This is a genomic window from Mesorhizobium sp. WSM4830 (genome assembly GCF_055811495.1).
In genome coordinates this window covers 245,292-269,785 of record NZ_JBVVQI010000001.1, presented here as the reverse complement: position 1 = coordinate 269,785, position 24,494 = coordinate 245,292, and the positions used below count along the sequence as shown (strand labels likewise).

Sequence of the window (24,494 nt, the reverse complement as noted above, 5' to 3'; positions counted from 1 at the left end):
GAATATCACGACACGCCGCCCGAGCCGCGGATCAGCTCGGACATCAATGTCGCCCGCTCGCGCGTGTTGCGCGGGGCGCCGTCGTCCGCGGCGATCTGGTCGAACAGCTTCAATGCATCCGCCGCCTTGCCTTCCTTCCAGGCGGCAAGGCCAAGCGCCTCGCGCGCCGTATGGCGAAGCGTGTTGGTGTCGGCGGTGAGCGCCTCGACGCGGCTGGAGACATCGGCGAAAGAACCGTGATCGACCAGCAGCAGAGCGGCCCTGAGGCGCGCCATGTCGCGAATGCCGGAGGGGATCTTGGTGTCGGCGGCGACCTCGTCGAAATCCTTGACGGCGGCGTCGACGTCGCCCTTGTCCGCCTTGACGGTTGCCGCGCGCATACGGGCGAGCAGCGGATAGGCGCCGTAGCCGTCCTTCTCCAACGCCTCCAGAGCGGCAAGCGCCTCGTCGTTCTTGCCGTCATTGGCGAGCTTGAGCGCCTGCGAGAAGGCATCGCCCGAGCGGTTAGCGCGGGTCTCGTCCCAATAGCGGTAGCCGACGACGGCAGCAGTGCCGAGCACCACCAGCACGGCCAGCACGAGCAAGGCGGGACCGAAACGGTCCCACAGCGCATGCGCCTGGTCGCGACGAATCTCTTCGTTGACTTCGCGGATAAAACTGTCGTCCGACATGGATCAAAACCATTCATGCCCCGGCCGGGGCGGTTGATGAGCCCGCGTTTTAGCGAAATTTTGCCGGCATGGAAGGGGTTCGGCAGGAAAATCGCCTATTCACGAGGCAGTCGCCGCCAAAGGCGGCCGCACGGGTCGATCGTATCCGTGCCATATTTCACCGGTAGGCGGTGCTTCTACGTTCCTCAATCCAGTCAGATGCCTTTGCCCCGTTTGTCCCGCGTTGTTGCGTTTTCGATCGCGTCGCTTGCGGCGGGCGCGGCTTTTGCCGACCCGCCGGCGGCGCCGGCAAAGCCGAAACAGGTCGTCATCATCTCGTTCGACAGCGCCCGCGACATTTCGCAGTGGCAGCGCAGCCGGGCGCTAGCCGCACGCACAGGTGCGCATTTCACCTATTTCGTCTCCTGCGTGTTTCTGCTGTCGCCCGAGACACGCAAGCAATACACCGCGCCGGGCAAGACAGAGGGCAAATCGAATATCGGCTTCGCCGCCTCCAGACAGGAAGTCGCCGACCGGCTCGAGCAGATCAACCTCGCCGCCTCGGAAGGCCACGATGTCGGCAGCCATGGCTGCGGCCATTTCGACGGCAAGGACTGGAGCAAGGCCGACTGGCTGAGCGAGTTCGGCTCATTCAAGCGTATTCTCGAAAACGCCTATTCGATCAACGGCATTGCTCCTGAACCGAAGGGCTGGCGCGATTTCGCACGTAAATCGGTGGTCGGGTTTCGCGCGCCCTACCTGTCGGCAAACAAGGCGCTCTACGAGGCGCTGCCCGCGGCCGGCTTCCTGCTCGACGCAAGCGGCGTCTCGCGTGGGCCGGTCGAGCCGCCGACCGTCAAGGGCGTCACGCGCTTTTCGCTGCCGCAGATCCCGGAAGGACCGAGCTCAAGGCGGGTGGTCGCCATGGACTACAATCTCTATGTCAGGCATTCCGGCGGCTTCGAGCGGCCGAGCATGGCGGAAGAGTTCACTGAGCGGACCTATCATGCCTTTCGCGCCGCCTTCGATGCGCAATACCAGAGCAAGCGCATTCCGCTTGAGCTCGGCTTCCACTTCACGCTGATGAACGACGGCGCCTACTGGAACGCGCTGGAACGCTTTGCCGGCGAGGTCTGCGTGATGAAACAAGTCGAGTGTATCAGCTTTCGCGACTATGTTTCGCGGCGAGGCGAACGGCAGGCGGCGGTGGGCGGCTGAGCCCAAGTGATCGCCGCCCGCCATCATCAGCTTACCGGCTGGTCCTCAGGGCGCAAGCCGGCTTGCTCACGTTCCAGATAGCGCTGGTCGATTTCAGGCAGCGGTTCCCCTTCCAGCGTCGCCTCGAAGGCGCGTAGGCGTTTGTGCACCGACTGCAATTCAACGATGGTCGACCAGGATGTGAGCAGGAACTGGAGCGATCCTGTTACCCGGCCAAACGCATTGGAAATCTGCTGGAAGGCTCCGAAAGTTATTCTGTGAGCCACAAAGGATGGTCCAAGGATCAGCATGGCGAAGATATTGTCGGCCTGCAGGTAGGTGTAACGCACAACATTGAAATAGATGTAGTGAAAATAGAGCCGGAAATAGTTGTGACGAACCTTGGAAAACAGCTCGGCAGTGGTTGCAGGCTGAGCTCGATCTTCGTGATCTTCGCCATAGACGAGTTCTTTACGATAAGCTGCCTCGACACGCTGGTTCCGGAACTGCAGGCCCGGCAGTTTCAATCCGGCAACCATGACTGAGATTGTTCCGAACAGGCACCAGGCCAATGCGGCAACGACCAAAGGCTGAGGAATCGCACCGACGATTGGCAGTTCGCTGATATGGCTCTGCAATTGGATCATCACCGGCAGGAATGCGATTAAGGTCATGATCGACTGGACAAAGCTGGAACCCAGATCTTCCATGATCTGCGAGAACCGCATCGTATCCTCCTGAATACGTTGTGAGGCGCCCTCGATGTGGCGGAGCCTGCTCCAGTTCTCCACGAAGTAATTGTTCATCGCGGTGCGCCAGCGGAATATCCAGTGGCTCACGATGAAGGCATTGACGACCTGCACATTCATTCCTATCAGCGCGAGCCACGAAAAGCTGGCCAATCCGGCATAAAACTCTGCGTCGGTGGACTTAATAGTCCCCGACATCAATCCCTGGATATAGTCAAAGAAAGGCCCATACCAGGCGTTGACCGCGACACTGACCTGTACATTGAAATAGATGAGGAACAGGATGACCGCGCTGATCAATATCGACCAGTTTTGCCACGGATGCGGTGCATACCAACTCCAGAACGCATAAAAGACGGCAACGCAAAAAGCGAAATAGAGATAGAACCAGAGAAACGGGTTCGACCAGAGCACGGCAATACCAATAATGGGCGGTGCATCAGCCGCAGCCGGCGGCAAGCCGAACACAGCGCCCAGCTGTTCGCCACCGAAAAACCAGAACAGGATAGCGGCAAGGCTCCAGACGGCCAGCGAACTGAAGAACAGCTTCGGCTGCGGGAAGAAGGATACAAACACTGTGGGGAAATCCTCGCTCGATGCGCAAATCAGCGGCGTTGTTCAGCGGGCATAAAGTCACACATTAGTGGGAAAGAAAATGCCCGTGCCCGACGCCCGGCGCCGAGCAAGACCATAATCATGGCGATTTTGGCGCAGCCGACCAGGCGATCGCACCCGAGGTCAGCAGGACGGCGGCGGCCACGATCGAGGCAAGGAAAAAGTTACCCGAGGCCTGCGCGAGCAGCCCGGCGACGATTGGGCCGATGATCTGGCCGAGGCCGAAGGCTGCGGTCATCACCGCCAGCATCCTGCGTGGTGCTTGCGGAGCAAGCTGCCTGCCGGCCTGCAGGCCAAGCGCGGTGATGGCTATGAAGGTGCCGCCGACAAGAAGGCCGCCGAGCAGCGGCCCGGTGCGCCCGCCCATGACGACACTGGCGCTGACGCCGACCACCTCGACCAGGCACCCCAGGGCGTAGGTGACATAGAGCCCGATCCTGGGCGCAAGCTTCTGCCACAGCCAGACCGAGGGAAAACCGGCAAGTCCGGTGACCATCCAGACCACGGCCTCGAAGACGCGGCCGCCGCCGCCCTGGCGGACGATGGCGACCAGGAACGTTGCCGTGACGATGTAGCCGAAGCCGAACAGGCCGTAGGCGACGATGATCTTCACCAGCGACCGGTCTTTCGGCAGTGCCGGCTCGCTCCCGATGGTGCTGTTCGCGGCCGAGGTGCCGCCGGCCAGCAAGGCGACGGCGGCAAAGCCGCAGGCCGAAATCACCGCGGACCACAGCCAGCCCGCGGCCCAGCCGGCATGTTCGGTGACGAGGACTGCCAACAGCGCCGAGGACGCTGCGATGCCGAGGCCGACACCGCCGAAATACAGCGCCTGCAGGTCGTTTCGCCCGGCCGCGGCGAGATGACCGAAAACGATGCTGGTCATGAAGACCAGGACAAAGGCGCTTGCAACGCCGGCAAGAAAGCGGATGAGGAGAAAGGCGGGCATGGTGCCGGTCAGGCCCATCAGGCCGGCGAGGATCGCGGTGGCGGCAAGGCCGGCCAGCATCAGCTGGCGCTCGCGGCCTTGCGCCCAGCCGCCGGTGGCGGCAAGTGCGCCGACGAGGTAGCCGAGATAATTGGCCGATGCGATCCAGCCGGCATCAGCCGGCGACAGGCCGAGCTCTTCCATCATGCCGGGCAGGATCGGCGTATAGACGAAGCGGCCGATGCCCATGGCGACGGCCAGGGCAATCATGCCGGCGATTGCCAGGCGCAAGGGTGAAGCGATGTTCATCGCGGTGCACCATAGGTGCGCCTGCCGGTGAGACAATCCGCCTTTTGTTGGGCCAGAAGGGTTGCGCAGCCACGTCGGCGGCCGGCTCGCCTGAGGTGCCAAGCACGATCCTCGTTCAGGAACTCAGCCGCAGCAGGTCGATGCCGTCTCGAAGCGGGTACGACGCGCGGTCAGCCTGAACGGCATGTCGGCGAGTTCGCGCTCCGACATGGTGTCGAGCACCGGATGCGCCAGCGGATCGGTCACCCAGCTGGTGGCCTCGCTGTCATGCCAGTGTGGCTGCGTTCCGATCGGGGAAAAGGCGCTGAGCCATGATAAAATCTTCATCAGGTTTGCCTCCTCACTCTGAGTAACCCACTTAGAATCCGGCATCCGGGAGTGTCTGGCAATTGAGATTTCAGCCGTTCGAGTTTAGAAAAACTGTATGGCTATGCTGAACCGCGTCCATCTCAACGGCTTGCGCGCCGTCGAAGCCGTCGCCCGCCTGGGCTCGCTCGCAGCGGCGGCCGGCGAGCTCAACGTCTCTGTCAGCGCCGTCAGCCAGCAGATCAACCGGACAGAAAAGCAGCTCGGCCGGGCGCTGTTCGAACGAACGCCAGCTGGCCTGGTGGCGACGGAGTTCGGCACGGTCTTTACCGCGCGGCTCAGCGCCGGATTTCGCGAGCTCGCACAGGCGGTAGCGCTTGCCGATGAAAGCTCGGAGTGCACGCTGGTGGTTTCGGTGGCGCCGGCTTTCGCCTCGAAATGGCTGCTGCCGCGGCTGTCGCGGCATTTTGCCCGGCATCCGAACGTGCTCCTGCGCATCGATGCCTCGGTGCGGCTTGCCGATCTCGATCGTTCGGACATCGACGTCGCCATCCGGCTCGGCGACGGCAAATGGCCCGGCGGGCGGGCCGAATTGCTGCTGGCGCAGGAGGTGTTTCCGGTCTGTGCACCGGTGATCGCCAGCAAGCTGAAATCGATAGAGGACCTTGCTTTGACCTGTGCGATCACCGACGAAAGATCGATGATCAGTTGGGAGAGCTGGTTCGAAGCGGCCGGGGTGAAGCCGGTCACCTTCATGAAAGGCGCGCGCTTCACCGATCCGATGCTGTGCCTGGAATCGGCGATTGCCGGGCACGGCGTCATGCTCGGCTGGCAGTTGCTGGCCGCCGACGCGCTGGCCGACGGCCGTCTCGTTGCGCCGTTCGGCATACGCGCCCAGAGCGGGCTCGGCTATTGGCTGGTGACCTCGGCCAGCAAGAGCGAAAGCCGCAAGGTCAGGGATTTCAAGATCTGGATCCGCGAAGAGATCGAGGGGACGATGGCGCAGTTCAGGTCGCTCGAGAGCGCCAGCTGAGGCTGCCGGCATCATCACGGTGGAAAGGTCGGTAGCGCCGGTCTATGTAAGAAACAGTCCCCAATCACGGCAGGCAGGATCATGACCACACATTCGCGCGGCGTTTCCGCAACCATCGACCCGGTAAAGCTCGACAGGCTGGCGGAGGTCGCCGTCAAGGTCGGGCTGCAATTGCAGCCCGGTCAGGATCTGGTGCTGACCTCGTCTATTGCAGCGCTGCCTTTGACGCGGCGGATCGTCGAGCACGCCTACAAGGCAGGTGCGGGCCTGGTGACGCCGATCTTCAACGATGACGAGATCACGCTGGCGCGCTTCCGGTACGGCGCCGACGCTGGTTTCGACCGCGCCGCCGGCTGGCTCTATGAAGGCATGGCAAAAGCCTTCGCCAGCAATGCGGCGAGGCTTGCCGTGCGCGGCGAGGATCCGTCGCTGCTTTCTTCTCAAGACCCGGCAAGGGTGGCGCGTGCCAACAAGGCGAATTCGATGGCCTACCAGCCGGCGCTGGAGAAGATCACCGGTTTCGACATCAACTGGAACATCGTCGCCTATCCCGATCAGGCCTGGGCCAAGCAGGTTTTCCCGGACGACGCCGAAGACGTCGCCGTGGCCAAGCTTGCCGACGCCATCTTTGCCGCCTCGCGGGTGGATGTCGAAGACCCGATCGGCAATTGGACGGCGCACAATGCGGCGTTGAAGAGCCGCACCGAATGGCTGAACGGCCACAATTTCCACGCACTGCATTTCACCGGCCCCGGCACCGACCTGACCGTCGGGCTGGCCGATGGCCACGAGTGGATGGGCGGCGCCTCGACCGCCAAGAACGGCATCACCTGCAACCCCAACATCCCGACCGAAGAGGTTTTCACCACGCCGCATGCAAGGCGCGTCGAGGGTCATGTCACCAGCACCAAGCCGCTGTCCTATCAGGGTACTCTGATCGACGGCATTGCGGTGCGTTTCGAGGCGGGCCGTATCGTCGAGGCCAAGGCCACGAAGGGCGAGGATGTGCTGCAAAAGGTGCTGGATACCGACGAAGGCTCGCGCCGTCTCGGCGAGGTGGCGCTGGTGCCGCATTCCTCGCCGATCGCAAAGAGCGGGCTCTTGTTTTTCAACACGCTGTTCGACGAGAACGCCGCCTGCCACATCGCGCTCGGCCAGTGCTATTCGAAGTGCTTCGTCGACGGGGCCTCGCTCAGCCAGGACGAGATCGCGGCGCGCGGCGGCAACAAGAGTTTCATCCACATCGACTGGATGATCGGCTCGGACAAGATCGACATAGACGGCGTCCATAAGGACGGCAGCCGCGTGCCGGTGATGCGCAAGGGCGAGTGGGTTTAGGCCGGGGATCTGTAAGCGAAAGCCGGCAAGCAGCGTCGCCTGCTGGCCCATGCGGAGTTGGCAATGGAGCTCGCGGTCAAGCGCATCTATGAGCCGCCGTCGCCCGATGACGGGCAGCGGGTGCTGGTGGATCGCATATGGCCGCGCGGCGTCCGCAAAGAGGACGCGGCACTGACACTATGGCTGAAGGACATCGCGCCAAGCGATGGGTTGCGCAAATGGTTCGGCCATGAGCCGGCGCGCTGGGCGGAGTTCCAGCGGCGATACCGCGATGAGCTCGACCGGAACGGCGAGGCGGTGGCGGAACTGCGCGCTCTGCTGGGCAAAGGCCGGGTGACGCTGCTCTACGGCGCCCATGACGAGGCCCACAATAATGCGGTGGCACTGGCGAGCTATTTGCGTGGGATCAATTAGTCACGCCGGCGGGACAGCGCCCCCCTCTGGCCTGCCGGCCATCTCCCCCTCTAGTGGGGAGATTGGATGTCACTTCGGCTTTCGCTGGTCTCCAACGAAGGGCGCTTTCGGCGAAGCTGCCAATCTCCCCACTTGAGGGGGAGATGTCCGGCAGGACAGAGGGGGGCGCGACGGATCGCGGCGGGTCGGTCCTATTTCCCACTCACCGCCTGCTGATAAACATCAGGCTTGAAGCCAACGAGAATCCTGTCGCCGATTTCCAGCACCGGTCGCTTTATCATCGTTGGTTTGGCCAGCATCAGCGCCTTGGCCTTGTTCTCGTCCAGGCCCAGTCTGTCCTCCTCCGACAGTTCACGGAACGTTGTGCTCGCCTTGTTGAGCAGGATTTCCCAGCCGACCTTGCCTGACCAGCCGTTCAGCCGATCCGCGTCAAGCCCGTCTGCCCTGTAGTCGTAAAAGCGATAGGCAACATCATGGCTCGCCAGCCAGACACGCGCCTTCTTGACCGTATCGCAATTGGTGATGCCGTACATGGTGATCGTCAAAACGCGTCCTCGGACCAGTCGAATCTGACGGCACCCTAAAACCGCGCCTCTCGGTTTTCCAGCGGCCTCGCCGGGCATCTGCGATTTTCGCGCTTGCCAATAGTAAGGAATTTCCCTAAGTGTTTTCTAAGCCAACTCTGTCACGCGGAATGGCCGAGGCAAGGAAACGACCATGACGAGCCTGCAGACCGAAAGCCCCCAGCCGATCGACGGCGTTTTCCGGGCGCTCGCCGATCCGACCCGGCGACGCGTGGTCGAGCGACTGAACCGAAGCCCCGCCTCGGTCAGCGAGCTTGCGCAGCCGTTCGAGATGGCCCTGCCATCCTTCATCGAGCATCTCAGGGTTCTGGAAGGCTGCGGGCTGGTGCATTCGGAGAAGGCAGGCCGCGTCAGGACCTACCGGCTTGCGCCGGAGCCGCTGAAGCTCGCGGAAAACTGGCTGTCCGAGCAGCGTGCGCTGTGGGAGCGCCGTCTCGACCAGTTCGACGATTACGTGCTGAAACTCAAGGAGACAGACAGATGAATATGGTGCCGTTGTTCCAGCCCGATCCGAAGCTCGACCTCGTGCTCGAACGGACGATCGAGGCGCCACGGGAACTGCTGTGGACGGCCTTGACGAAGCCCGAGCATGTCCGACAATGGTTCACGCCGAAGCCGTGGATCATCACCGATTGCGAGATCGACCTGCGGCCCGGCGGCCTGTTCCGCACCCGCATGCAGTCGCCCGACGGCAAGGAGATCAACGACAGGCGTTGCTGCTACCTCGAGATCGTCCAGAACGAGCGGCTGGTGTGGACCGATGCGCTGCTGCCAGGCTACCGGCCGTCAGGCGATCCATTCATTACAGCGGTCATATCGCTGCAATCGCATGGCGAGACGACGCGCTACACCGCCACCGCCATCCACCGCGACGAAGCAACGCGCAACAGCCACGAGGAGATGGGCTTCTACGACGGCTGGGGCACGGTGGCGGATCAGTTGGCCGGCTATCTCAAGACGATCTGAGGCGACCCTGCTTCGCACTCACATTGCGGCCACGGAATCGTCGTGGCCGTTCAAGCGAACGCCGGTGCCGAAGGCACCAACCATTGCAACAAACTTGACGGTTGGCGTGATGCCAATGTCGAAGGCTCAGGCGCCGTATCCGATGATGCCCTTGATCTCGAGGAAATCGTGGATGGCCCAGTCGGCGTATTCGCGGCCGTTGCCGGACTGCTTGTAGCCGCCGAAGGGCGCGAACGTGTCCCATTCCGGATAGTTGATCGAGACCTGCCCGGCGCGCAGCCGGCCGGCAATCTTGCGCGCGTGGTCGATATCCCGGGACTGCACGTAGGCTGCCAGCCCATAGACGGTGTCGTTGGCGATCTTCACCGCATCATCATCGTCATCATAGGAGATGACCGACAGGACCGGCCCGAAAATCTCCTCCTTCTCGATGGTCATGCCGGGTCTGACGTGGCCGAAAACGGTCGGCCGCACATAATAGCCGCGGTTGAGGTGCTCCGGCCGGCCGGGGCCGCCGGTGACCAGCGTCGCGCCCTCGGCGATGCCTGCCTCGATCAGCCGTTGGATCTTGTCGAACTGGATGTTGCTGACCACCGGCCCGAGCTTGGTCTCCTCGGAGCGTGGGTCGCCGACCTTGTGCCGTTCGGCGGCCTTCTTGGCGATCGTCAGCGCCTCGTCGTGACGGGCGGCCGGCACCAGCATGCGGGTCGGCGCATCGCAGGACTGGCCGCTATTGCCGAAGCAGGCGTTGACACCCTTGCGCACCGCCGTCTCGAAGTCGGCGTCGGGCAGCACGATGTTGGCCGATTTTCCGCCCAGCTCCTGCGCGACGCGCTTGACGGTCTCGGCCGCCGTCTTGGCGACGATGATGCCAGCCCGGGTCGACCCGGTGAACGAGACCATGTCGACATCGGGATGGCCGGCCATGACCTGGCCGACATCGGGACCAGTGCCATTCACCATATTGTAGACGCCCTTCGGCGTGCCGGCTGCGTCCATCACCTCGGAAAAGATGATGCCGCTGATCGGCGCGATTTCGGAAGGCTTTAAAACGACGGTGCAGCCGGCGGCGATGGCCGGTGCCACCTTGCAGACTATCTGGTTGAGCGGCCAGTTCCACGGTGTAATCAGCGCGCAGACGCCGATCGGCTCCTTGACCACCATGGTGGTGCCGCGCTTCTCACTGAATTCGTAGTCCTCAAGCGCCTTGATGGTGGCTTCCATATGCGCCCTGCCCGCCCAGGCCTGCGCCTCGCGCGCCCACCTGATCGGCGCGCCCATTTCCTGGCTGACCGCCTGGGCGATGTCTTCGTAGCGCTCATTGTAGACTTCGAGGATGCGCTTCAGTAGCTTCAGGCGCTCGGCCTTGGTCGTTTGCGAAAAGGCCGGGAATGCCGCCTTGGCTGCCGCCACGGCCTTGTCGACATCGGCTTTCGAGCCGACCGAGATTTTGGTGTAGACCTCTTCAGTGGACGGATCGATCACATCCAGCGTTGCCGGAACCACGGGGCCGACCCATTTGCCGCCGATGAAAAAATTGAGATGATTGCTCATGGGCTGTGCTCCGGTTTTCTGGAAATGAGTCAGACTAGCTGGGCAGCATAGGGCAGTTGGCGCCGCGGCGCAGGCTGATATGCGCCACGTCGCCGACGCTGAATTGAAAACCCTCTGTCCGGCGTGGTGCGTCGATCACCACCTGTGTCCCCTGCCCGAGCTCTGCATGAAGGCGCAAGGTGCGGCCGTGAAAGACGATGCTGTTCACCCGCACCGGTGCAGTACCGGCCGCGGCCTCGGTCGTGGCCAAAAGGTCCTCCGGACGCACGCCAATGGTGCGCACCGTGCCCTCGGCAGGCAATTCTCCTCTATCCGAAATCGCTTCCAGCGGCAGAGCGCCGGCGATGAACCGCAAGCGCTCGCCGTCACGGCCGACAAAGCGCGACTGCAGAAGGTTCATGGTGCCGATGAAGCTGGCGACGAATTTGGTGGCGGGCCGGTCGTAAAGGGTCGCCGGCGGCGCAATCTGCTCTATGCGGCCCTTGTTCATGACGACGATGCGGTCAGAGATCGACAGCGCCTCGGTCTGGTCGTGCGTGACCATGACGAAAGTGGTGCCAAGCCGCGACTGCAGCCGCTTCAATTCGACCTGCATTTGCTCGCGCAGATGCGCATCGAGCGCCGATAGCGGCTCATCGAGCAGCAGCACACGCGGCTCGCAGACGATGGCGCGGGCAAGCGCGACGCGCTGGCGCTGGCCACCCGACAATTCGGACACGCGGGCGCCGAGCTTTTCGGCAAGGCCGACCATGTCGAGCGCTGCGCCGACGCGCTTTGCCTGTTCGGCACCGGAGAGCTTGCGCAGCGACAGGCCGAAGCCGACATTTTCGGCGACGTTCATGTGCGGGAACAGCGCGTAATCCTGGAATACGGTGTTGACCGGGCGGTCGAAGGGCCTGAGCGCCGTGATGTCGCGCCCTTCGAGCAGGACCCTGCCGCTCGACGGGCTCTCGAAGCCGGCAATGACCCGCAGGCTGGTGGTCTTGCCGCAGCCGGACGGTCCGAGCAGGGTCAGGAACTCGCCGCGCGAAATATCGAGATCGACGGTGTCGAGCCCGACGATGCCGCCGGGGAAAATCTTGGAGACCTTGTCCAGCCGGACGAGCGGATCAGGCGCCATCGCGAACCTCGGACGGCTTGGTGGTGTTGACCCACAGGATCTGGCAACGCTCGCTGCCCGGATTGCGGAAGGCATGCAGCAACGTGCTCTTGAAGGCGAAGCTGTCGCCGGCCTTCAGCCCGTATCTGGTCGAATCGACCACCAGCTCGACCTCGCCCGACAGGACGAAGCCGAATTCATGGCCGGCATGGGCGTAGGCTTCGGCGGTGCCGCCACCGGCTTCCACCGTCACCAGCATGCCGGTCAGCGTGGCGGCCGGCGGCGACAGCAGCGCCTTGGCGATGCCTTCCGACTTGACCGGGATCTGACGCCGGCTGTTGGCGCGCACGCAATAGAGGTCGTTGCCGACATCGTTGCCGTCAACGATGAGCGCCGACGGCTCGATGTCGAGGGCGGCGGCAAGCGGCCAGATCACGCGTACCCGCAATGACGACATGCCGCGCTCGATCTGGCTCAGCGCACCGATCGACACGCCGGCTTTGGCGGCAAGTTCGGCCAGCGAGAGATTGCGCTCCAGCCTGAGCGCCCGCACTCGCCGGCCGACCCTGACGTCGGCGTCGTCCTTCGGCTTCTCAGCCGCTTCGTCCAGCATGTCCATTCGTTCGTCCTTGTTTGGTAAGGTTTCCCTTCTCCCCTTGTGGGAGAAGGTGGATCGGCGCGAAGCGCTGAGACGGATGAGGGGTGTTGGACGGAGTGCCGTCGGTGTCATCTGGAACACCCCTCATCCGTCGCCTTCGGCGACACCTTCTCCCACAAGGGGAGAAGGAAGAACCAGGCTCAGCCGCCTGCCTTGACCTTCTCGAACATCTTGGCGAGTTCGTCATTCTGTTTCATCGGCCCGGTGAAGATGGTGGTCTTCAGCATCACCTCGGGATCGGAAGGCAGCTGCAGTTTCTCCAGCTCCTCCTTCGGCACGGCGGCGAAAGCCGAGCTGGTCGAGCTGCCATAGCCGTAGGCCTGGATCAGGTATTTTCCGGAGTCCGCCTCAAGCCGGCTGTTGATGAAGTCATAAGCGAGGTCGACGTTCTTGGCGTCCTTGAGCATGACGAAACCGCAAGCCCAGGTCAGCATGCCTTCCTTCGGTTTCATGAACTCGACCGGCACGCCCTGCTTCTTCAGCGAGGTGGCCGAGGCGTTCCAGGTCATGGCGGCGACCAGCTGGCCGCTCGCCAGTGCCTGTTCGACCGAGGTCATGTCGGTGGTGTAGTTCGAGAGCAACGGGCGCTGCTCGCGCAGTTTTTCCGCCACCTTGTCCATCTGTTCCGGTGTCATATCGAACGGGTTGACGCCGGCGAGGAGGGCCGCCACCACCGGTGTGTCGTGGACGGCATCGATGGTCGCCATGCGCCCGGCATATTGCTTGTCCCAGAGCAGGTTCCAGCTGGCTTCCGGATTCTTCACCAGATCGGTGCGGTAGAGGATCGACGTGTTGCCCCAGTCCCACGGCACCATCCAGACCTTGCCGTCGCCGGCCTGCAGGTCGGGCAGGTTCTTGAAGACCGGGAAGATCGAATCCCAGTTCTTGATGCGCTTGGTGTCGATCGGCTGCAGCAGGCCTTCCTTGTTCCAGCGCGCCACCTTGTCATAGCAGGGATGCGCGATGTCGGGGCGGAAGCCGGCCTTGACCTTGGTGAAAGCGTCGTCGTCGTCGCCGAACATCGAGGCTTCGACACCATCGGGGTGCGCGGCGAGGAAGCTCTTGTTGAAGTCGGGCAGTTCATAGCCCGACCAGGTGAAATATTGCAGCTTGTCGCCGGCAAAGGCGACAGTCGACGCAAGTGCCAGCGCGAAGGCGGCCAGTCCGGTTTTCGCTGTCTTTGCCGTTATTGATTTCAGGTCGAATGCCATTGCAGTTCTCCTCTTTCGGTTTCTTCTGGTTTTGACAGGTTGGCGGGCGCTGGCCGCCGGGTGGCAGCGAGCCCGCGATGGCGCAGGATTTCAGCGAGTGCGGCGATGACGAACGACACGGCCAGGATCGCGGTGCCGAGCGCCATGACGGTCGGCAGCGATTTCGGGAAGCGCAGCTGGCTCCAGATATAAAGCGGCAGCGTCGGCTCGGAGCCGGCGAGGAAGAAGGCGACGATGAACTCGTCGAACGAGGTCAGGAAGGCCAGCATGAACGCCGAAATAATGGCGGGCAGGCTGAGCGGCAGCATCACCCGTCTGAAGGTCGTCCAGTCCGAGGCGCCGAGGTCGAGCGCTGCCTCACGGATGGTCTTCGGGATGGCGGCGAAGCGGCTGCGCATGACCACCACCGTCGTCGGCAGCGCCACCAATATGTGGCCGAGCACAATGGCAATGCGCGACGGCCCGAAACCGGCGAGATTGACCAGGATCAACAGCGAGATGCCTATGATAACGCCGGGGATCAGGATCGGCAGCCGCGCAATGGCGCTGATCGTTGCGGCCAGCGGCGAGCGGCCGTAGAGGTCTATATAGGACACGGTGATGCCGCAGAGCGTTGCGCCGGTGGCGGCAATGGCGCCGATGATGAGGCTGGTGGCAAGCGCACCGGACAACGCCGAATTGCCGACCAGCGTGCCATACCATTCAAGCGTGAAGCCTTGCAGCGGAAATGCCGCCTGGATCGAATTGTTGAAGGAAAACAGCGGGATCAGCAATATCGGCAGATACAGGAACACCAGATAGGCAAGGACGTAGGCTCCAAGCCAGCCGCCGCCTTGCTTTGCGTCCAGGCGCGCCGTGTTCATGTGCGGCTGCCGTATCGGCGGTCGGCGAAGCGCACCACCAGCACCACGGCGAGAATGACCAGCATGACGGCGACGGCAAGTGCGGCGCCGAATGGCCAGTCATTGGCCTTGCCGAACTCGGCCTGAATCAGCGTGCCGATCATGGTGCTGGCCGGACCACCGACCAGCGCCGGCGTCACATAGTCGCCGACGGTCGGCACGAAGACGACGAGGGCCGCAGCCAGCACGCCAGGCATCGAATTGGGCAGCACGACGCGGCGAAAGCTGGTGAACGGTTTTGCGCCGAGATCGGAAGCGGCTTCGAGCAGCGATTTCGGGATCGTGTCCAGCGCCACATAGATGGGCAGGATGGCGAACGGGGCATAAGCGTGGGCAAGCGTAACGACGACCGCTGCCGGCGTATTCAAGAACGCCAATGTCGGCTCCGACCAGAGGCCGCTTTCGATCAATGCCGAGTTGAGGACGCCATTATAGGCAAGCACGATCTTCCAGGCGAAGACGCGCAGCAGATAGCTGGTCCAGAACGGCAGGGTCAGCAGGAACAGCAGCAGCCCACGCCGCCGCCCGGCATGGAAAGCCAGATAGTAGGCAACGGGGTAGGCGGTGACGACGGTTGCCAGCGTCACCAGGCCGGCGATGCCAAGCGAGCGCAGCGTCACCGTCCAGTACAGCGGATCGGTGGCCACCGTGACGAAATTCGCAAGGGTGAAACCGGCCCCCAGCAGCGAGCCGTCATTGCCGCGAAAGGCCAGGAAGAACACCAGGCCAAGCGCGAAAAGGATCAGCAAGAAGGTGACCAACCCGCCGGGCAGCAGCATGGCGAAGCGAAAACCCGGCGAAGACCGGGTTTCCGGCAGCGGCTGCGTTGCGGCGATGGTCGACATCGACTGCCCATCATAATTTGAAATCGACCAAGCTTTTTTCATATTGGTGAAGCTGTCAAGCTGTTTCACGCTTGGGCATGAACGTCAGCGTTCGAAGGCGTCCACCATCCGGTACCAGGCGATGGTCGCGGCAACGCCGACCTGCCGAAACGCGTGAAACGGGATCGGCCGGATCGGCGATATCGGGAACGGCAATTGCCTGGTGTCGCCGCTCGACAGGTAGGAGGCGATGCGCTCACCAAGCGCGGTCATCAGACCGATGCCGCGGCCCTGGCAACCGACGACCGCCAGCAAACACTTCTCTGGCTCGTGGATATGCGGGAGATGGTCCGGCGTCATTGCCACCCGGCCGAACCAGCGCTTTTCAATGGCCACATCGGAAAGCGCCGGGTAGAGCCGCAGCAGCGCGCGTTCAAGATGCGCCCAGTCCGCCGGGCCGTTCGGCAAAGTCATGCGGCCGCGCCCACCAAGCACCAGCCGACCGTCGGCACTCTTGCGGTAATAGACCAGGATGCGGCGCGAATCCGAAACCGCCTGCCCGTCCGGCAGGATCGCCGCCGCGAGATTGGACGATAGCGGTGCTGTCGCGATCTGAAAGGAATGCAGCGGGACGATCGTCTCGGCGAGGCCGGGAAGCAGGCCGCCTGTATAGGCGTTGGTCGCCAGAACGATCGCCTTGGCCTTGAGTTCGGCGCCACTTTCCGTCGAAACGTGCCAAATGCCGGCATCCTTGCTGATCTGCATCACGTTCTGGCGCTCGGCGATCTTTACGCCCACCGCTGCAGCGACGCGCGCCAGTTCCGATATGTAGGCGAGCGGATCGATGACACCAGCACGGCGGTCGAGCCAGCCGCCGAGATAGCCCTGCGCGCCGGTCATCGTCGCGATCTCCGTCGCGCTCAGCAGCCGGACATCGGCGCCGCGGGCGCGCCACTGCCGATCCCGGTTCGCCGCCGCTTTCAGCGCGGTCTCGGTATGCGCGGCCTGGATCCAGCCATTGCGGACGAACGGCACCGCCATTCTTTCGTCGCGGATCAATTCGAAAACGGCGTCCGCCGTCGAGGCGGCAAAGTTGACGAGCGCTTCGCCGCGCTCGAGACCAAAATGCTCCAGCAGCCAGTCCGGATCGTATTTCAGGCCGGGAATGACCTGGCCGCCGTTCAGGCCGGACGCGCCGCTGCCGATTTCGCCGGCCTCCAGCACCTGGACGGCAAGGCCGAGCCGGGCAGCGTGCAAGGCCGTTGACAGACCCAGAATGCCGCCGCCGACGATGACGACATCGACGCATTGGCCGGCTGGAAAAAGCGACTGGAACGCGGTGGCTGTCCGCGGCTTCTGCCAGATTGGATCGGAAAACCGTAGGAGCAAGCGTCACCTGGAGATTTCAGTAGGTGAAAACCCTAGCGACGGTTTCATTATTTTGAAAGAGCGTTTTCCCTCCCGTTGGCGCACGTCAGCCTCGATCAAGGTCCAGCGATGCGAAGACTGGTTGAAAGAATTGACAAAGCTCGCCCCTGCAAGCGGGATAGACCTTTGGCGGGAATTTGTTGAAAGTGCCGCGGCCGAAGGACAAGACAACAGGAAATGTAAGCCATGACGAACGCCACACATTTGCCCACCGAAGGCCTCTTCGTAGGCCGCGCCCAGGCGAGCGATGCTTCCCATCCGCTGGTGGTCACGGTGCGTGACGGCACGGTCTTCGACATCACGTCAAATGTGGCGCCGACCGTACGCGACGTTTGCGAATTCCCGGATCCGGCGGGGCACGTCCGCTCGGCCAAGGGGCGGCCGATCGGTCCGCTCGATGCCATTGCCGCCAACAGTTTCGAGACAGCGCGCGATCCGGGGAAACCATACCTGCTGTCCCCCGTCGACCTGCAGGCGATCAAGGCATCTGGCGTCACCTTTGTCGTCAGCCTGCTCGAACGGGTGATTGAGGAGCAGGCGCGCGGCTCGGCCGAAAAGGCCGACGCCATTCGCGCCGACATCGCCGGGCTGATCGGCCACGATCTGTCGAAGCTCAAGCCCGGCTCGCCGGAAGCAATGAAGATCAAGGCCAAGCTGATTGCGCGCGGCGCCTGGTCGCAATATCTCGAAGTCGGCATCGGCCCCGACGCCGAGATCTTCACCAAATGCCAGCCGATGGCCTCGGTCGGCTTCGGCGCCGATGTCGGCCTGCATCCGGTTTCGACATGGAACAATCCGGAGCCGGAGATCGCCATGATTGCCGCCAGCAGCGGCAGGATTGTCGGGGCGACGATCGGCAACGACGTCAATCTGCGCGACGTCGAGGGGCGCTCGGCGCTGCTGCTCGGCAAAGCTAAGGACAACAACGCCTCGGCAGCACTTGGCCCCTTTATCCGGCTGTTCGACGAGGCGTTTTCCATCGGCGACGTGAAGCAGGCGATCGTACGGTTGAAGGTCGAGGGTGAGGATGGGTTCTCGCTGGAGGGCGCCAGTTCGATGGCCGAGATCAGCCGCTCGCCGGAAGAGCTGGTCGCCGCCGCCATGGGGCCGCACCACCAGTATCCGGACGGGCTGGCGCTCTATCTCGGCACGATGTTCGTGCCGTCGAAGGATCGCGGCGAAAAAGGCAAGGGCTTTACCCACAAGGTCGGCGACATCGTCACCATCTCGTCGGAGAAGTTCGGTGCCCTGGTCAACCGCGTGCGGCTGTCGCCCGACTGCCCACACTGGACCTACGGCGCCAGCCATCTGATGCGCGACCTCGCAAGGGCCGACCTCATCTAACAGCCCAACATCCGATAGATTCTAGAATTCTCTGATTGGAAATTACCTGCTCGTCGGCATTCGGGAGAGTCCATTGATCGTCGCTCTTGAGGGCAAGACCCTTGTCGTTACCGGCGGGACGCAAGGGCTTGGCGAGACCATCGCCCGGCTGGCCTCAGCCGGCGGCGGCGAAGGGATCGCCATTGTCGGCCGCAACGCCGAGCGTGGCAGACGCATCGCCGAAGAGCTTTCACGACCAGGCCGGCCCGTCGTCTTCATCCAGGCCGACCTTGGAGATCCGGCCGCGCCTGCAGCTGTCATGGCGGAAGCGATCAAAAGACTCGGCCGCATCGATTGTCTGGTGAACGCCGCGGCCCTCACCGACCGGGCCTCGCTGGAAACTGGCACAATCGACGACTGGGACAGGTTGTTTTCCGTCAATGCGCGCGCGCCGTTCTTCCTCATGCAGGCGGCCGTAGCCGACATCAAGACACGGCGGGCGGCGGGCGCCATCGTCAACATACTGTCGGTGAATGCGCATTGCGGTGCGCCGGACCTTGCCATCTATTCCGCAACCAAGGGCGCGCTTTCGACGCTGACCAGAAACATTGCCAACGCGCATCTTTCCGATCGCATCCGCGTCAACGGCATCAACATGGGCTGGGTAGCGACGCCGGCCGAACAAGAGATGCAGGCGCGCACGCTGGGCAAGGGCGAAAACTGGGCAAAGATCGCCGCCGCCGGCCTGCCGCTTGGTCGATTGCTGACCATGGACGAAGTCGCCCAGCTAACGCTGTTCCTGCTCAGCGACGCCTCCGGGCTGATGACCGGGACGCTTATCGACCTAGAGCAATCCGTGCTCGGCGCGCCGCCGCGCGGCATTGCATGACGGTCGCAAGGCCGATCGTCGGCCGCCTGGAAAATATCAGCCAAACTGATGCAATCTGATGGGATTGCTGATGGCGTGGTGCCTTGCGCCAACGTCCATTGGCAATCGAGGCTTGCCATCGATCGAAAAAGGGAATGCTCTAATGCGTCCAGGTCGACGCTGGCAAAATGCGACCACCGTTTTGGCCGCGCACGGCTTTTCGCGGTGATCGTCGTCGGAGGAGGAGTTCGGTTCAAATGGGAGGAAATCAAATGCTGACGAGGCTAAGACTGCTTGTACTTGGCTTGGTGATGGCGCTGGCCATTCCGGCCGCGGCACAGGCCAAGACGTTCTACTGGATTTCGCATGGCGGCCCAGCCGATCCGGTCTGGACCTACTTCCTTGCCGGCGCCAAGCAATGGGCGGCGGACACCGGCAATACCGTCAACACCTCGTTCCACAACGGCGACGTGGCGTCGCAACAGGAAGCCGTCCGCGCCGCAATCGCCGCCAAGGCCGACGGCATCACCACGACCAGCCCCGATCCGGGCAGCCTTGTCGAGATCGTCAAGGAAGCGCGGGCGGCGAACATCCCGATCATCAACTTCAACACGCCCGACCCGAAGGCGGACTTCAACGCCTATGTCGGTGGCGACAACGTCACCTTCGGCAAGCACTGGGCGCAATATCTGGTCGACAAGGGCCTGGTGAAGAAGGGCGACTTCGTCTGGATGCCGGTCGAAATTCCCGGCGCCACCTATGGCGTCCAGGAAGAGGAAGGCATCAAGAGCGTGTTCGAGCCGCTCGGCATCACCTACGAAATCACCGAAGCGACGCTCGACCAGGCCGAAGTGATCAACCGCATGGTCGATTACCTCACCGCCAACAGGGCCAAGGTCAAGGCGGTTATCGGCCTCGGCGACCTTGTCACCGGTTCGATCAAGCGGGTGTTCGACCAGGTCGGCGTCAAGCCGGGCGAAATCCCGGTCGTCGGCTGGGGCAACTCGCTCGACACAACCCAGGAGGTGCTGAACGGCTACGTCAATGCCGGCCAGTGGCAGGATCCGCAGGCGACCAGCTATGTCGCGCTCTCGCTCGCCAACATGGCGGCGAGCGGTATTCCGCCCGGCTTCGACGTGATCACCGGCGCGCTCTACGAGAAGGACACCGCGGCAGTCTACGACAAGATCCTGTCCGGCAAATAAATCCGCGATCGAGTTGGTCACGGCCGCTTCGGCGGCCGTGACCGTCTCATCATTCCGCCGAAGCCGGTTGCGGTCTCGGCCAAATCCAATCCTATCGCGGGTCCAAGGTGGAAAATCGTTCTCTTATCCAACGCTCGATCGCGCGGCCCGAGTTCGGGCCGTTCGTGCTGCTCGTCGTCGAGATTGCTGTGTTCTGGGGCATCAACCACGACTTCCTGTCGCCGCAAAACATCTCGAACACGCTGGCGTTCACGGTCGAGCTCGGGCTGATCGCGCTGGCGATGACGCTGTTGATGACATCGGGCGAATTCGACCTGTCGGTCGGGTCGCTGTTCGGCTTCTCGCCGGTCTTGATGTGGACCCTCTTCAACAGCGGCGTCGCCTCGCTCGAAGCCGCCTTCGTCATCGCGCTGGTGGTCGCTGCGTTCATTGGACTGGTCAATGGCTGGTTCGTGACGCAGCTCAAGATCCCGTCGTTCCTGGTGACGCTGGGCATGCTGCTGGTGGTGCGCGGCACCGCATTGTTCGTCACCAACGGATTTCCGCAGCGGACCTGGAGCGCCGAGGGCAGCTGGCTGGCGGAAGCGCTGGTCGGCGATTTCTTCATCGGGCCGTTCCGTATCTACATGTCATTGTTCTGGTTCATCGCCGCCGCGATCGCGCTCGGCTACGTGCTGACGCAAAGCCGGACAGGCAACTGGATCCAGGCGGCCGGCGGCAACCCGAGTGCTGCAAGGGCGCGCGGCGTCAATGTCAGCGGCGTCAAGATCGGCCTGTTCATCCTGTCGTCGATCCTGGCCTCGCTTGCCGGCGTCATCTCCTCGCTACGCACCTCGGCGGCCAACCCCAACAGCGGCACCGGCTACGAGCTCGAAGTCATCGCCATGGTGGTGATCGGCGGCACGGCGCTGACCGGTGGGCGCGGCACAATCATCGGCACTGTGCTCGGCATCCTGATCCTGCGCGTGATGCGCAACGGCATCGTGCTGATCGGCGTGCCCGGCCTTGCCTACAATATCTTCATCGGCGCCATCATTCTCGGCATGATGGCGCTCCACTCATGGCTGGAACGCCGGCATCAGGCAGGGACTTGAACCATGGCCGAACCGCTTGTCCGCATGGAAAACATCCGCAAGTCCTATGGCCGTGTACAGGCGCTGGTTGATGCCAATTTCCATGTCAACGAAAGGGAGATCGTCGGGCTGCTCGGCGACAACGGCGCCGGCAAGTCGACGCTGATCAAGGTGCTATCGGGCGCGGTCCCGCTGACCAGCGGCGACATCTTCATCCGAGGCAAGAAGGTGAATTTGCGTAGCACCAGCGACGCCATCGCCCACGGCATCGAGACGATCTACCAGGACTCGGCCCTGGTGACGCAGCTGTCGATCGCCCGCAACCTGTTCCTCGGACGCGAGCCGATCAAGCCGCCGCGTTTCCTCAACCGCATGGACCAGGAGGCGATGAACGTAGTTGCCCGCGACCTGCTCAAGCAGGTCGGCATCTCGAAGAACATCCCGCCGACGACGCCGATCGGCTCGCTCTCCGGCGGCGAGCGGCAGGCGGTGGCGATTGCGCGCGCCATGCATTTCGACAGCGACCTCATCATCCTCGACGAACCGACCAACAATCTCGGCGTCGCCGAAACGCAAGGCGTGCTGAGCTTCGTGCGCAACGCCCGCGATTCCGGCCATTCCTGCATCTTCATCGCCCACAACATCCATCATGTCTTCCAGGTGGTCGACCGCATCGTCGTCATGCGCCGCGGCAAGGTGGTCGCCGACGATATCGACCCGAAGAAGACCAGCGTCGCCGAAGTCGAACGCGTCATCACCGGCATGTCGGACAAGGAGATCCATGACGCGCTGGTCGAGGGCACGCAACGGCCCGGCTGAGCAGCCGGGCCGGGCTTATCGTCGAGGCACTGGATCGCATCGCCACATGGTTGCGATATGAAAGCCACCGTTTCGGATATTGCCAGAAGCTGCGGCCTGTCGACCGCGACGGTCGACCGTGTGCTCAACAACCGACCGGGAGCCAGTGCCGCCAACCGGCAGCGCGTAATGGAGGCGGCCAAGCAGCTCGGCTATCTGCCGGTCGTCGACCAGGTCGCGTTGCCCTCGCGGCCGGCACATCTCGAATTCTTCCTGCCGATCGGCAGCAATGCCTTCATGGCCGATCTGGCCAGGCACATCGAGGATTATGCGGCGCGCCTGCCGCTGGTCGCCTCCTGCCGCATCCACAAGCTCGCCGGCATCTCGCCGAGTGCCTTGCAGGCGGCCGTCGAAAACCTCTCGCTCAAGGCGGACGGGGTCGGCGTCATCGCCATCGACCATCCGCGAACGCGCAACATCCTGCGCGAGATCGTCGAGGCCGGCATCCGCCTGGTCACGCTGGTGTCCGATGTTCCCGGCGCGCCCCGGTCGGCCTATGTCGGCATCGACAACCGGGTGGCCGGCCGCACCGCGGCGCTGCTGATGGGACGGTTCCTCGGCGGCCGCCAAGGCCATCTGGCGATGGTCGTCGGCTCACGATCCTATCGCGGCCACGAGGAGCGCGAAATGGGCTTTCGCTCCGTGCTCGGCGAGGAGTTCCCCAACCTGACCGTCACCAGCGCTGTCGAGATCAACGACGAGCCGGAGGTCAGTTATACCGCGACCATGAAGGCGCTGCACAACGAGCCGGAGCTGCTCGGTATCTACTGTATCGGCGCCGGGCGCTCGGGCGTGGCAAAAGCATTGCTCGAAGCCAGGCCGCGGAAGAAACCGGTGTTCATCTGCCATGATCTGACGCGTGAGACGCGCGGCTATCTGGTCGACGATCTGCTCGACGTCGTGATCGACCAGAATGCGCGGTTGATTGCCGAACAGTCGGTCATTCGCCTGCTCGGCTCGATCGCCTCGTCGGCGCCCTATCTGACGCGGAAATTTATCGAGCCGCGCCTGATCTTCAAGGAAAATGTCCCGGTGCAGTGATGTCGCGCGAGGCGATGGCGCTCGGGCCTCGATCGTTAAAATTCGGTTGATACCGCAAATCTGCACATCACCTATGCAACTTTTGTGGTTGCCGAATCATTGGGCAATCGATAGTTTCGCAGGTGTCGGCCATCTACTCCTCCCAGATGCGATGCCGACGCTGAGTGCGGTACACCTCCTCCCGTGCCGTATTCGAAATCGAGCCCGCTGCCACCTCCTCCCGGCAGCGGGCTTTTTTTATTCCGGCTCTGGGATAGCGGCCGACGCTTGGGGTCGTGACCAGGACACGACTGTTGATCCGCGGGTCTGTGAGCTTGGCTGCGATCGCCGCGGCTTGGCGGGCAGAATCCTGTCACACTTGTCACTCGCACCGGTTCGCCGGCGGCCCTATCCTGCCTCACGAGCAGCAAACAACGCCGCGCCGGCAATGATGCGAGGACCGACAAGGGACACGCGAGATGGCACAGGGGACGAGACATCACCCGGCGGCGCGGCGCGCAATCGAAACGCCACGGATCGTTTCGCCGCTCGCGAGATTATCTGGCCCTGAAAGAAGTGATCAGGCCTTCCGCCATGCGGACGAACTGCGCGCTCGGGCCCTCGGCGCCGACGCTTTGCAGGCTGACACGGGCGCCCTCGAGCAACAGCGACAGCGTGTCCGCAAGAAGTTCGGCCTGTCCGATACCGGCATCGCGACACAGCGAGACCAGACGCTCGCGCTGCGCTTCCTTGAGTTCCTTGATCACTTGCCTTGCCGGATGATCGGTCTCGCTCAGCTCGATGGCGGCGTTGGCCATGTCGCAACCGCGACGGTCGGACATCAGGCAATCGGCCGCCATCCGGACCCAGGCGTGCAGCTGCGCGAGTTTGTCGCCCGGATTCTCGGCCTCGAACTTTTCCCACATCGCGTTGGCGCTGCAGGCGGTCGCCCGCAGACATTCGATGATCAGGTCGTCCTTGGACTCGAAATGCCGGTAGAGCGTCATCTTGTTGGTGCCGGCGGCCTCGGTAATGGCGTCGATGCCGACGCCGCGAATGCCATGCTTGTGAAACATGTCCCGTGCCGTCTCCAGGATCCTGTCCCGGGGGCGAACACGCTCCACAACACCGTCTGTCATCAAAACCTCCGTGATTGCGTTTCCCGAAATTCCCTCGGTGCACCTCTTGACTAGGGTGTTACCGGTCTGTAACGTTAGAGATGTTACTTACCTGTAACACCCGCATTGCATCATGTCAAACTCGCAAGTGCCGGCCACCCGCCCCGCCGCGATCGGCAAGGGGACGAACCGCACCTTACGGCCTCGGCCGACGAGCAGGAGAACACCCGATCCGCGGCCTGCCGCGGATCGCCAAAAAGCAGGAGC

25 protein-coding genes are annotated in these 24,494 nt (G+C 63.0%); 12 read left to right on the top strand and 13 right to left on the bottom strand.

Features of this window, described 5'->3' with window-relative positions; genetic code table 11:
• Positions 1–5: 5 nt before the first annotated feature.
• Positions 6–671, bottom strand: a complete 666-nt coding sequence (locus AC0L2Y_RS01390; RefSeq protein ID WP_023674063.1) for a tetratricopeptide repeat protein — start codon at positions 669–671, stop codon at positions 6–8.
• A 204-nt stretch (positions 672–875) separates the two neighbouring features.
• Between AC0L2Y_RS01390 and AC0L2Y_RS01385 the strand changes: the two genes are divergently transcribed.
• Positions 876–1,868, top strand: coding sequence for a polysaccharide deacetylase family protein (locus AC0L2Y_RS01385; protein ID WP_473553675.1), 993 nt, complete (start codon positions 876–878; stop codon positions 1,866–1,868).
• 26 nt (positions 1,869–1,894) lie between these two features.
• On the opposite strand, the gene sbmA is transcribed toward AC0L2Y_RS01385, so the two are convergent.
• From sbmA to AC0L2Y_RS01370, 3 genes are all read right to left on the bottom strand, one after another.
• The gene (sbmA, locus tag AC0L2Y_RS01380; protein WP_473553271.1) at positions 1,895–3,172 is read right to left on the bottom strand and encodes a peptide antibiotic transporter SbmA; all 1,278 of its coding nucleotides are present in this window, start codon (positions 3,170–3,172) and stop codon (positions 1,895–1,897) included.
• Between the two features lie 118 nt (positions 3,173–3,290).
• Positions 3,291–4,445 carry a YbfB/YjiJ family MFS transporter gene (locus AC0L2Y_RS01375; RefSeq protein ID WP_473553269.1) on the bottom strand — a complete coding sequence of 385 codons (1,155 nt, stop codon included), beginning with the start codon at positions 4,443–4,445 and terminating at the stop codon, positions 3,291–3,293.
• 123 nt (positions 4,446–4,568) lie between these two features.
• Complete coding sequence (locus AC0L2Y_RS01370; RefSeq protein ID WP_473553265.1) at positions 4,569–4,772, bottom strand: hypothetical protein; 204 nt, start codon at positions 4,770–4,772, stop codon at positions 4,569–4,571.
• A gap of 97 nt (positions 4,773–4,869) precedes the next feature.
• On the opposite strand from AC0L2Y_RS01370, the gene AC0L2Y_RS01365 reads away from it, so the two are divergent.
• The 3 genes from AC0L2Y_RS01365 to AC0L2Y_RS01355 all read left to right on the top strand — a co-directional run bounded on the left by AC0L2Y_RS01365 (position 4,870) and on the right by AC0L2Y_RS01355 (position 7,536).
• Positions 4,870–5,784, top strand: coding sequence for a LysR substrate-binding domain-containing protein (locus AC0L2Y_RS01365; RefSeq protein ID WP_473553263.1), 915 nt, complete (start codon positions 4,870–4,872; stop codon positions 5,782–5,784).
• Between the two features lie 81 nt (positions 5,785–5,865).
• Positions 5,866–7,122, top strand: a complete 1,257-nt coding sequence (locus AC0L2Y_RS01360) for an aminopeptidase (RefSeq protein ID WP_473553261.1) — start codon at positions 5,866–5,868, stop codon at positions 7,120–7,122.
• 57 nt (positions 7,123–7,179) lie between these two features.
• The gene (locus tag AC0L2Y_RS01355; RefSeq protein WP_473553259.1) at positions 7,180–7,536 is read left to right on the top strand and encodes a DUF488 domain-containing protein; all 357 of its coding nucleotides are present in this window, start codon (positions 7,180–7,182) and stop codon (positions 7,534–7,536) included.
• A 191-nt stretch (positions 7,537–7,727) separates the two neighbouring features.
• On the opposite strand, the gene AC0L2Y_RS01350 is transcribed toward AC0L2Y_RS01355, so the two are convergent.
• On the bottom strand, positions 7,728–8,081 hold the full coding sequence (locus tag AC0L2Y_RS01350) for an ArsC family reductase (protein WP_473553674.1): 354 nt from the start codon (positions 8,079–8,081) through the stop codon (positions 7,728–7,730).
• Between the two features lie 172 nt (positions 8,082–8,253).
• Between AC0L2Y_RS01350 and AC0L2Y_RS01345 the strand changes: the two genes are divergently transcribed.
• Positions 8,254–8,604, top strand: coding sequence for an ArsR/SmtB family transcription factor (locus AC0L2Y_RS01345; protein WP_352489544.1), 351 nt, complete (start codon positions 8,254–8,256; stop codon positions 8,602–8,604).
• Entirely contained in the window at positions 8,601–9,086 is a 486-nt protein-coding gene (locus AC0L2Y_RS01340; protein ID WP_473553256.1) for an SRPBCC family protein, read from the top strand. Before AC0L2Y_RS01345 ends, AC0L2Y_RS01340 begins: the two co-directional genes overlap by 4 nt.
• Before the next feature lie 126 nt (positions 9,087–9,212).
• Here the strand turns inward: AC0L2Y_RS01340 and AC0L2Y_RS01335 are convergent, their stop codons facing one another.
• The 7 genes from AC0L2Y_RS01335 to AC0L2Y_RS01305 form a co-directional block, all read right to left on the bottom strand.
• Entirely contained in the window at positions 9,213–10,640 is a 1,428-nt protein-coding gene (locus AC0L2Y_RS01335; protein ID WP_473553253.1) for an aldehyde dehydrogenase family protein, read from the bottom strand.
• 34 nt (positions 10,641–10,674) lie between these two features.
• Positions 10,675–11,760 carry an ABC transporter ATP-binding protein gene (locus AC0L2Y_RS01330; protein ID WP_473553251.1) on the bottom strand — a complete coding sequence of 362 codons (1,086 nt, stop codon included), beginning with the start codon at positions 11,758–11,760 and terminating at the stop codon, positions 10,675–10,677.
• Positions 11,750–12,358 (bottom strand): cupin domain-containing protein, encoded by a 609-nt coding sequence (locus tag AC0L2Y_RS01325; protein WP_473553248.1) that lies wholly within the window; start codon positions 12,356–12,358, stop codon positions 11,750–11,752. Before AC0L2Y_RS01325 ends, AC0L2Y_RS01330 begins: the two co-directional genes overlap by 11 nt.
• Positions 12,359–12,537: 179 nt before the next feature.
• Positions 12,538–13,608 carry an ABC transporter substrate-binding protein gene (locus AC0L2Y_RS01320; RefSeq protein WP_473553245.1) on the bottom strand — a complete coding sequence of 357 codons (1,071 nt, stop codon included), beginning with the start codon at positions 13,606–13,608 and terminating at the stop codon, positions 12,538–12,540.
• Positions 13,593–14,471 carry an ABC transporter permease gene (locus AC0L2Y_RS01315; RefSeq protein WP_473553242.1) on the bottom strand — a complete coding sequence of 293 codons (879 nt, stop codon included), beginning with the start codon at positions 14,469–14,471 and terminating at the stop codon, positions 13,593–13,595. Before AC0L2Y_RS01315 ends, AC0L2Y_RS01320 begins: the two co-directional genes overlap by 16 nt.
• Positions 14,468–15,355, bottom strand: coding sequence for an ABC transporter permease (locus tag AC0L2Y_RS01310; RefSeq protein ID WP_473553239.1), 888 nt, complete (start codon positions 15,353–15,355; stop codon positions 14,468–14,470). Before AC0L2Y_RS01310 ends, AC0L2Y_RS01315 begins: the two co-directional genes overlap by 4 nt.
• Positions 15,356–15,439: 84 nt before the next feature.
• Positions 15,440–16,723: an NAD(P)/FAD-dependent oxidoreductase gene (locus AC0L2Y_RS01305; RefSeq protein WP_473553237.1), complete on the bottom strand. Its 1,284-nt coding sequence runs from the start codon at positions 16,721–16,723 to the stop codon at positions 15,440–15,442.
• Positions 16,724–16,948: 225 nt separating this feature from the next.
• Here AC0L2Y_RS01305 and AC0L2Y_RS01300 point away from each other — a divergent pair, with 225 nt between their 5' ends.
• From AC0L2Y_RS01300 to AC0L2Y_RS01275, 6 genes are all read left to right on the top strand, one after another.
• Positions 16,949–18,106 carry a fumarylacetoacetate hydrolase family protein gene (locus AC0L2Y_RS01300; RefSeq protein ID WP_473553234.1) on the top strand — a complete coding sequence of 386 codons (1,158 nt, stop codon included), beginning with the start codon at positions 16,949–16,951 and terminating at the stop codon, positions 18,104–18,106.
• A 73-nt stretch (positions 18,107–18,179) separates the two neighbouring features.
• Positions 18,180–18,974, top strand: a complete 795-nt coding sequence (locus AC0L2Y_RS01295) for an SDR family oxidoreductase (protein WP_473553230.1) — start codon at positions 18,180–18,182, stop codon at positions 18,972–18,974.
• Between the two features lie 251 nt (positions 18,975–19,225).
• Positions 19,226–20,158 (top strand): substrate-binding domain-containing protein, encoded by a 933-nt coding sequence (locus tag AC0L2Y_RS01290; RefSeq protein ID WP_352489535.1) that lies wholly within the window; start codon positions 19,226–19,228, stop codon positions 20,156–20,158.
• Between the two features lie 107 nt (positions 20,159–20,265).
• Positions 20,266–21,252: an ABC transporter permease gene (locus AC0L2Y_RS01285; RefSeq protein ID WP_352489534.1), complete on the top strand. Its 987-nt coding sequence runs from the start codon at positions 20,266–20,268 to the stop codon at positions 21,250–21,252.
• A gap of 3 nt (positions 21,253–21,255) precedes the next feature.
• Entirely contained in the window at positions 21,256–22,050 is a 795-nt protein-coding gene (locus tag AC0L2Y_RS01280; protein WP_473553227.1) for an ATP-binding cassette domain-containing protein, read from the top strand.
• Positions 22,051–22,107: 57 nt separating this feature from the next.
• Positions 22,108–23,130, top strand: a complete 1,023-nt coding sequence (locus AC0L2Y_RS01275; protein ID WP_473553223.1) for a LacI family DNA-binding transcriptional regulator — start codon at positions 22,108–22,110, stop codon at positions 23,128–23,130.
• A 536-nt stretch (positions 23,131–23,666) separates the two neighbouring features.
• Here the strand turns inward: AC0L2Y_RS01275 and AC0L2Y_RS01270 are convergent.
• Entirely contained in the window at positions 23,667–24,248 is a 582-nt protein-coding gene (locus AC0L2Y_RS01270; RefSeq protein ID WP_023716803.1) for a TetR/AcrR family transcriptional regulator, read from the bottom strand.
• Positions 24,249–24,494: the final 246 nt, after the last annotated feature.

Excerpts from the sequence above, each read along its gene's own strand:
- AC0L2Y_RS01390 (WP_023674063.1), bottom strand. The coding sequence starts at position 671 with ATGTCGGACGACAGTTTTATCCGCGAAGTCAACGAAGAGATTCGTCGC.
- AC0L2Y_RS01375 (WP_473553269.1), bottom strand. The coding sequence starts at position 4,445 with ATGAACATCGCTTCACCCTTGCGCCTGGCAATCGCCGGCATGATTGCC.
- AC0L2Y_RS01370 (WP_473553265.1), bottom strand. The coding sequence starts at position 4,772 with ATGAAGATTTTATCATGGCTCAGCGCCTTTTCCCCGATCGGAACGCAG.
- AC0L2Y_RS01365 (WP_473553263.1), top strand. The coding sequence starts at position 4,870 with ATGGCTATGCTGAACCGCGTCCATCTCAACGGCTTGCGCGCCGTCGAA.
- AC0L2Y_RS01360 (WP_473553261.1), top strand. The coding sequence starts at position 5,866 with ATGACCACACATTCGCGCGGCGTTTCCGCAACCATCGACCCGGTAAAG.
- AC0L2Y_RS01345 (WP_352489544.1), top strand. The coding sequence starts at position 8,254 with ATGACGAGCCTGCAGACCGAAAGCCCCCAGCCGATCGACGGCGTTTTC.
- AC0L2Y_RS01340 (WP_473553256.1), top strand. The coding sequence starts at position 8,601 with ATGAATATGGTGCCGTTGTTCCAGCCCGATCCGAAGCTCGACCTCGTG.
- AC0L2Y_RS01335 (WP_473553253.1), bottom strand. The coding sequence starts at position 10,640 with ATGAGCAATCATCTCAATTTTTTCATCGGCGGCAAATGGGTCGGCCCC.
- AC0L2Y_RS01330 (WP_473553251.1), bottom strand. The coding sequence starts at position 11,760 with ATGGCGCCTGATCCGCTCGTCCGGCTGGACAAGGTCTCCAAGATTTTC.
- AC0L2Y_RS01325 (WP_473553248.1), bottom strand. The coding sequence starts at position 12,358 with ATGGACATGCTGGACGAAGCGGCTGAGAAGCCGAAGGACGACGCCGAC.
- AC0L2Y_RS01320 (WP_473553245.1), bottom strand. The coding sequence starts at position 13,608 with ATGGCATTCGACCTGAAATCAATAACGGCAAAGACAGCGAAAACCGGA.
- AC0L2Y_RS01315 (WP_473553242.1), bottom strand. The coding sequence starts at position 14,471 with ATGAACACGGCGCGCCTGGACGCAAAGCAAGGCGGCGGCTGGCTTGGA.
- AC0L2Y_RS01310 (WP_473553239.1), bottom strand. The coding sequence starts at position 15,355 with ATGTCGACCATCGCCGCAACGCAGCCGCTGCCGGAAACCCGGTCTTCG.
- AC0L2Y_RS01300 (WP_473553234.1), top strand. The coding sequence starts at position 16,949 with ATGACGAACGCCACACATTTGCCCACCGAAGGCCTCTTCGTAGGCCGC.
- AC0L2Y_RS01290 (WP_352489535.1), top strand. The coding sequence starts at position 19,226 with ATGCTGACGAGGCTAAGACTGCTTGTACTTGGCTTGGTGATGGCGCTG.
- AC0L2Y_RS01280 (WP_473553227.1), top strand. The coding sequence starts at position 21,256 with ATGGCCGAACCGCTTGTCCGCATGGAAAACATCCGCAAGTCCTATGGC.
- AC0L2Y_RS01275 (WP_473553223.1), top strand. The coding sequence starts at position 22,108 with ATGAAAGCCACCGTTTCGGATATTGCCAGAAGCTGCGGCCTGTCGACC.
- AC0L2Y_RS01270 (WP_023716803.1), bottom strand. The coding sequence starts at position 24,248 with ATGACAGACGGTGTTGTGGAGCGTGTTCGCCCCCGGGACAGGATCCTG.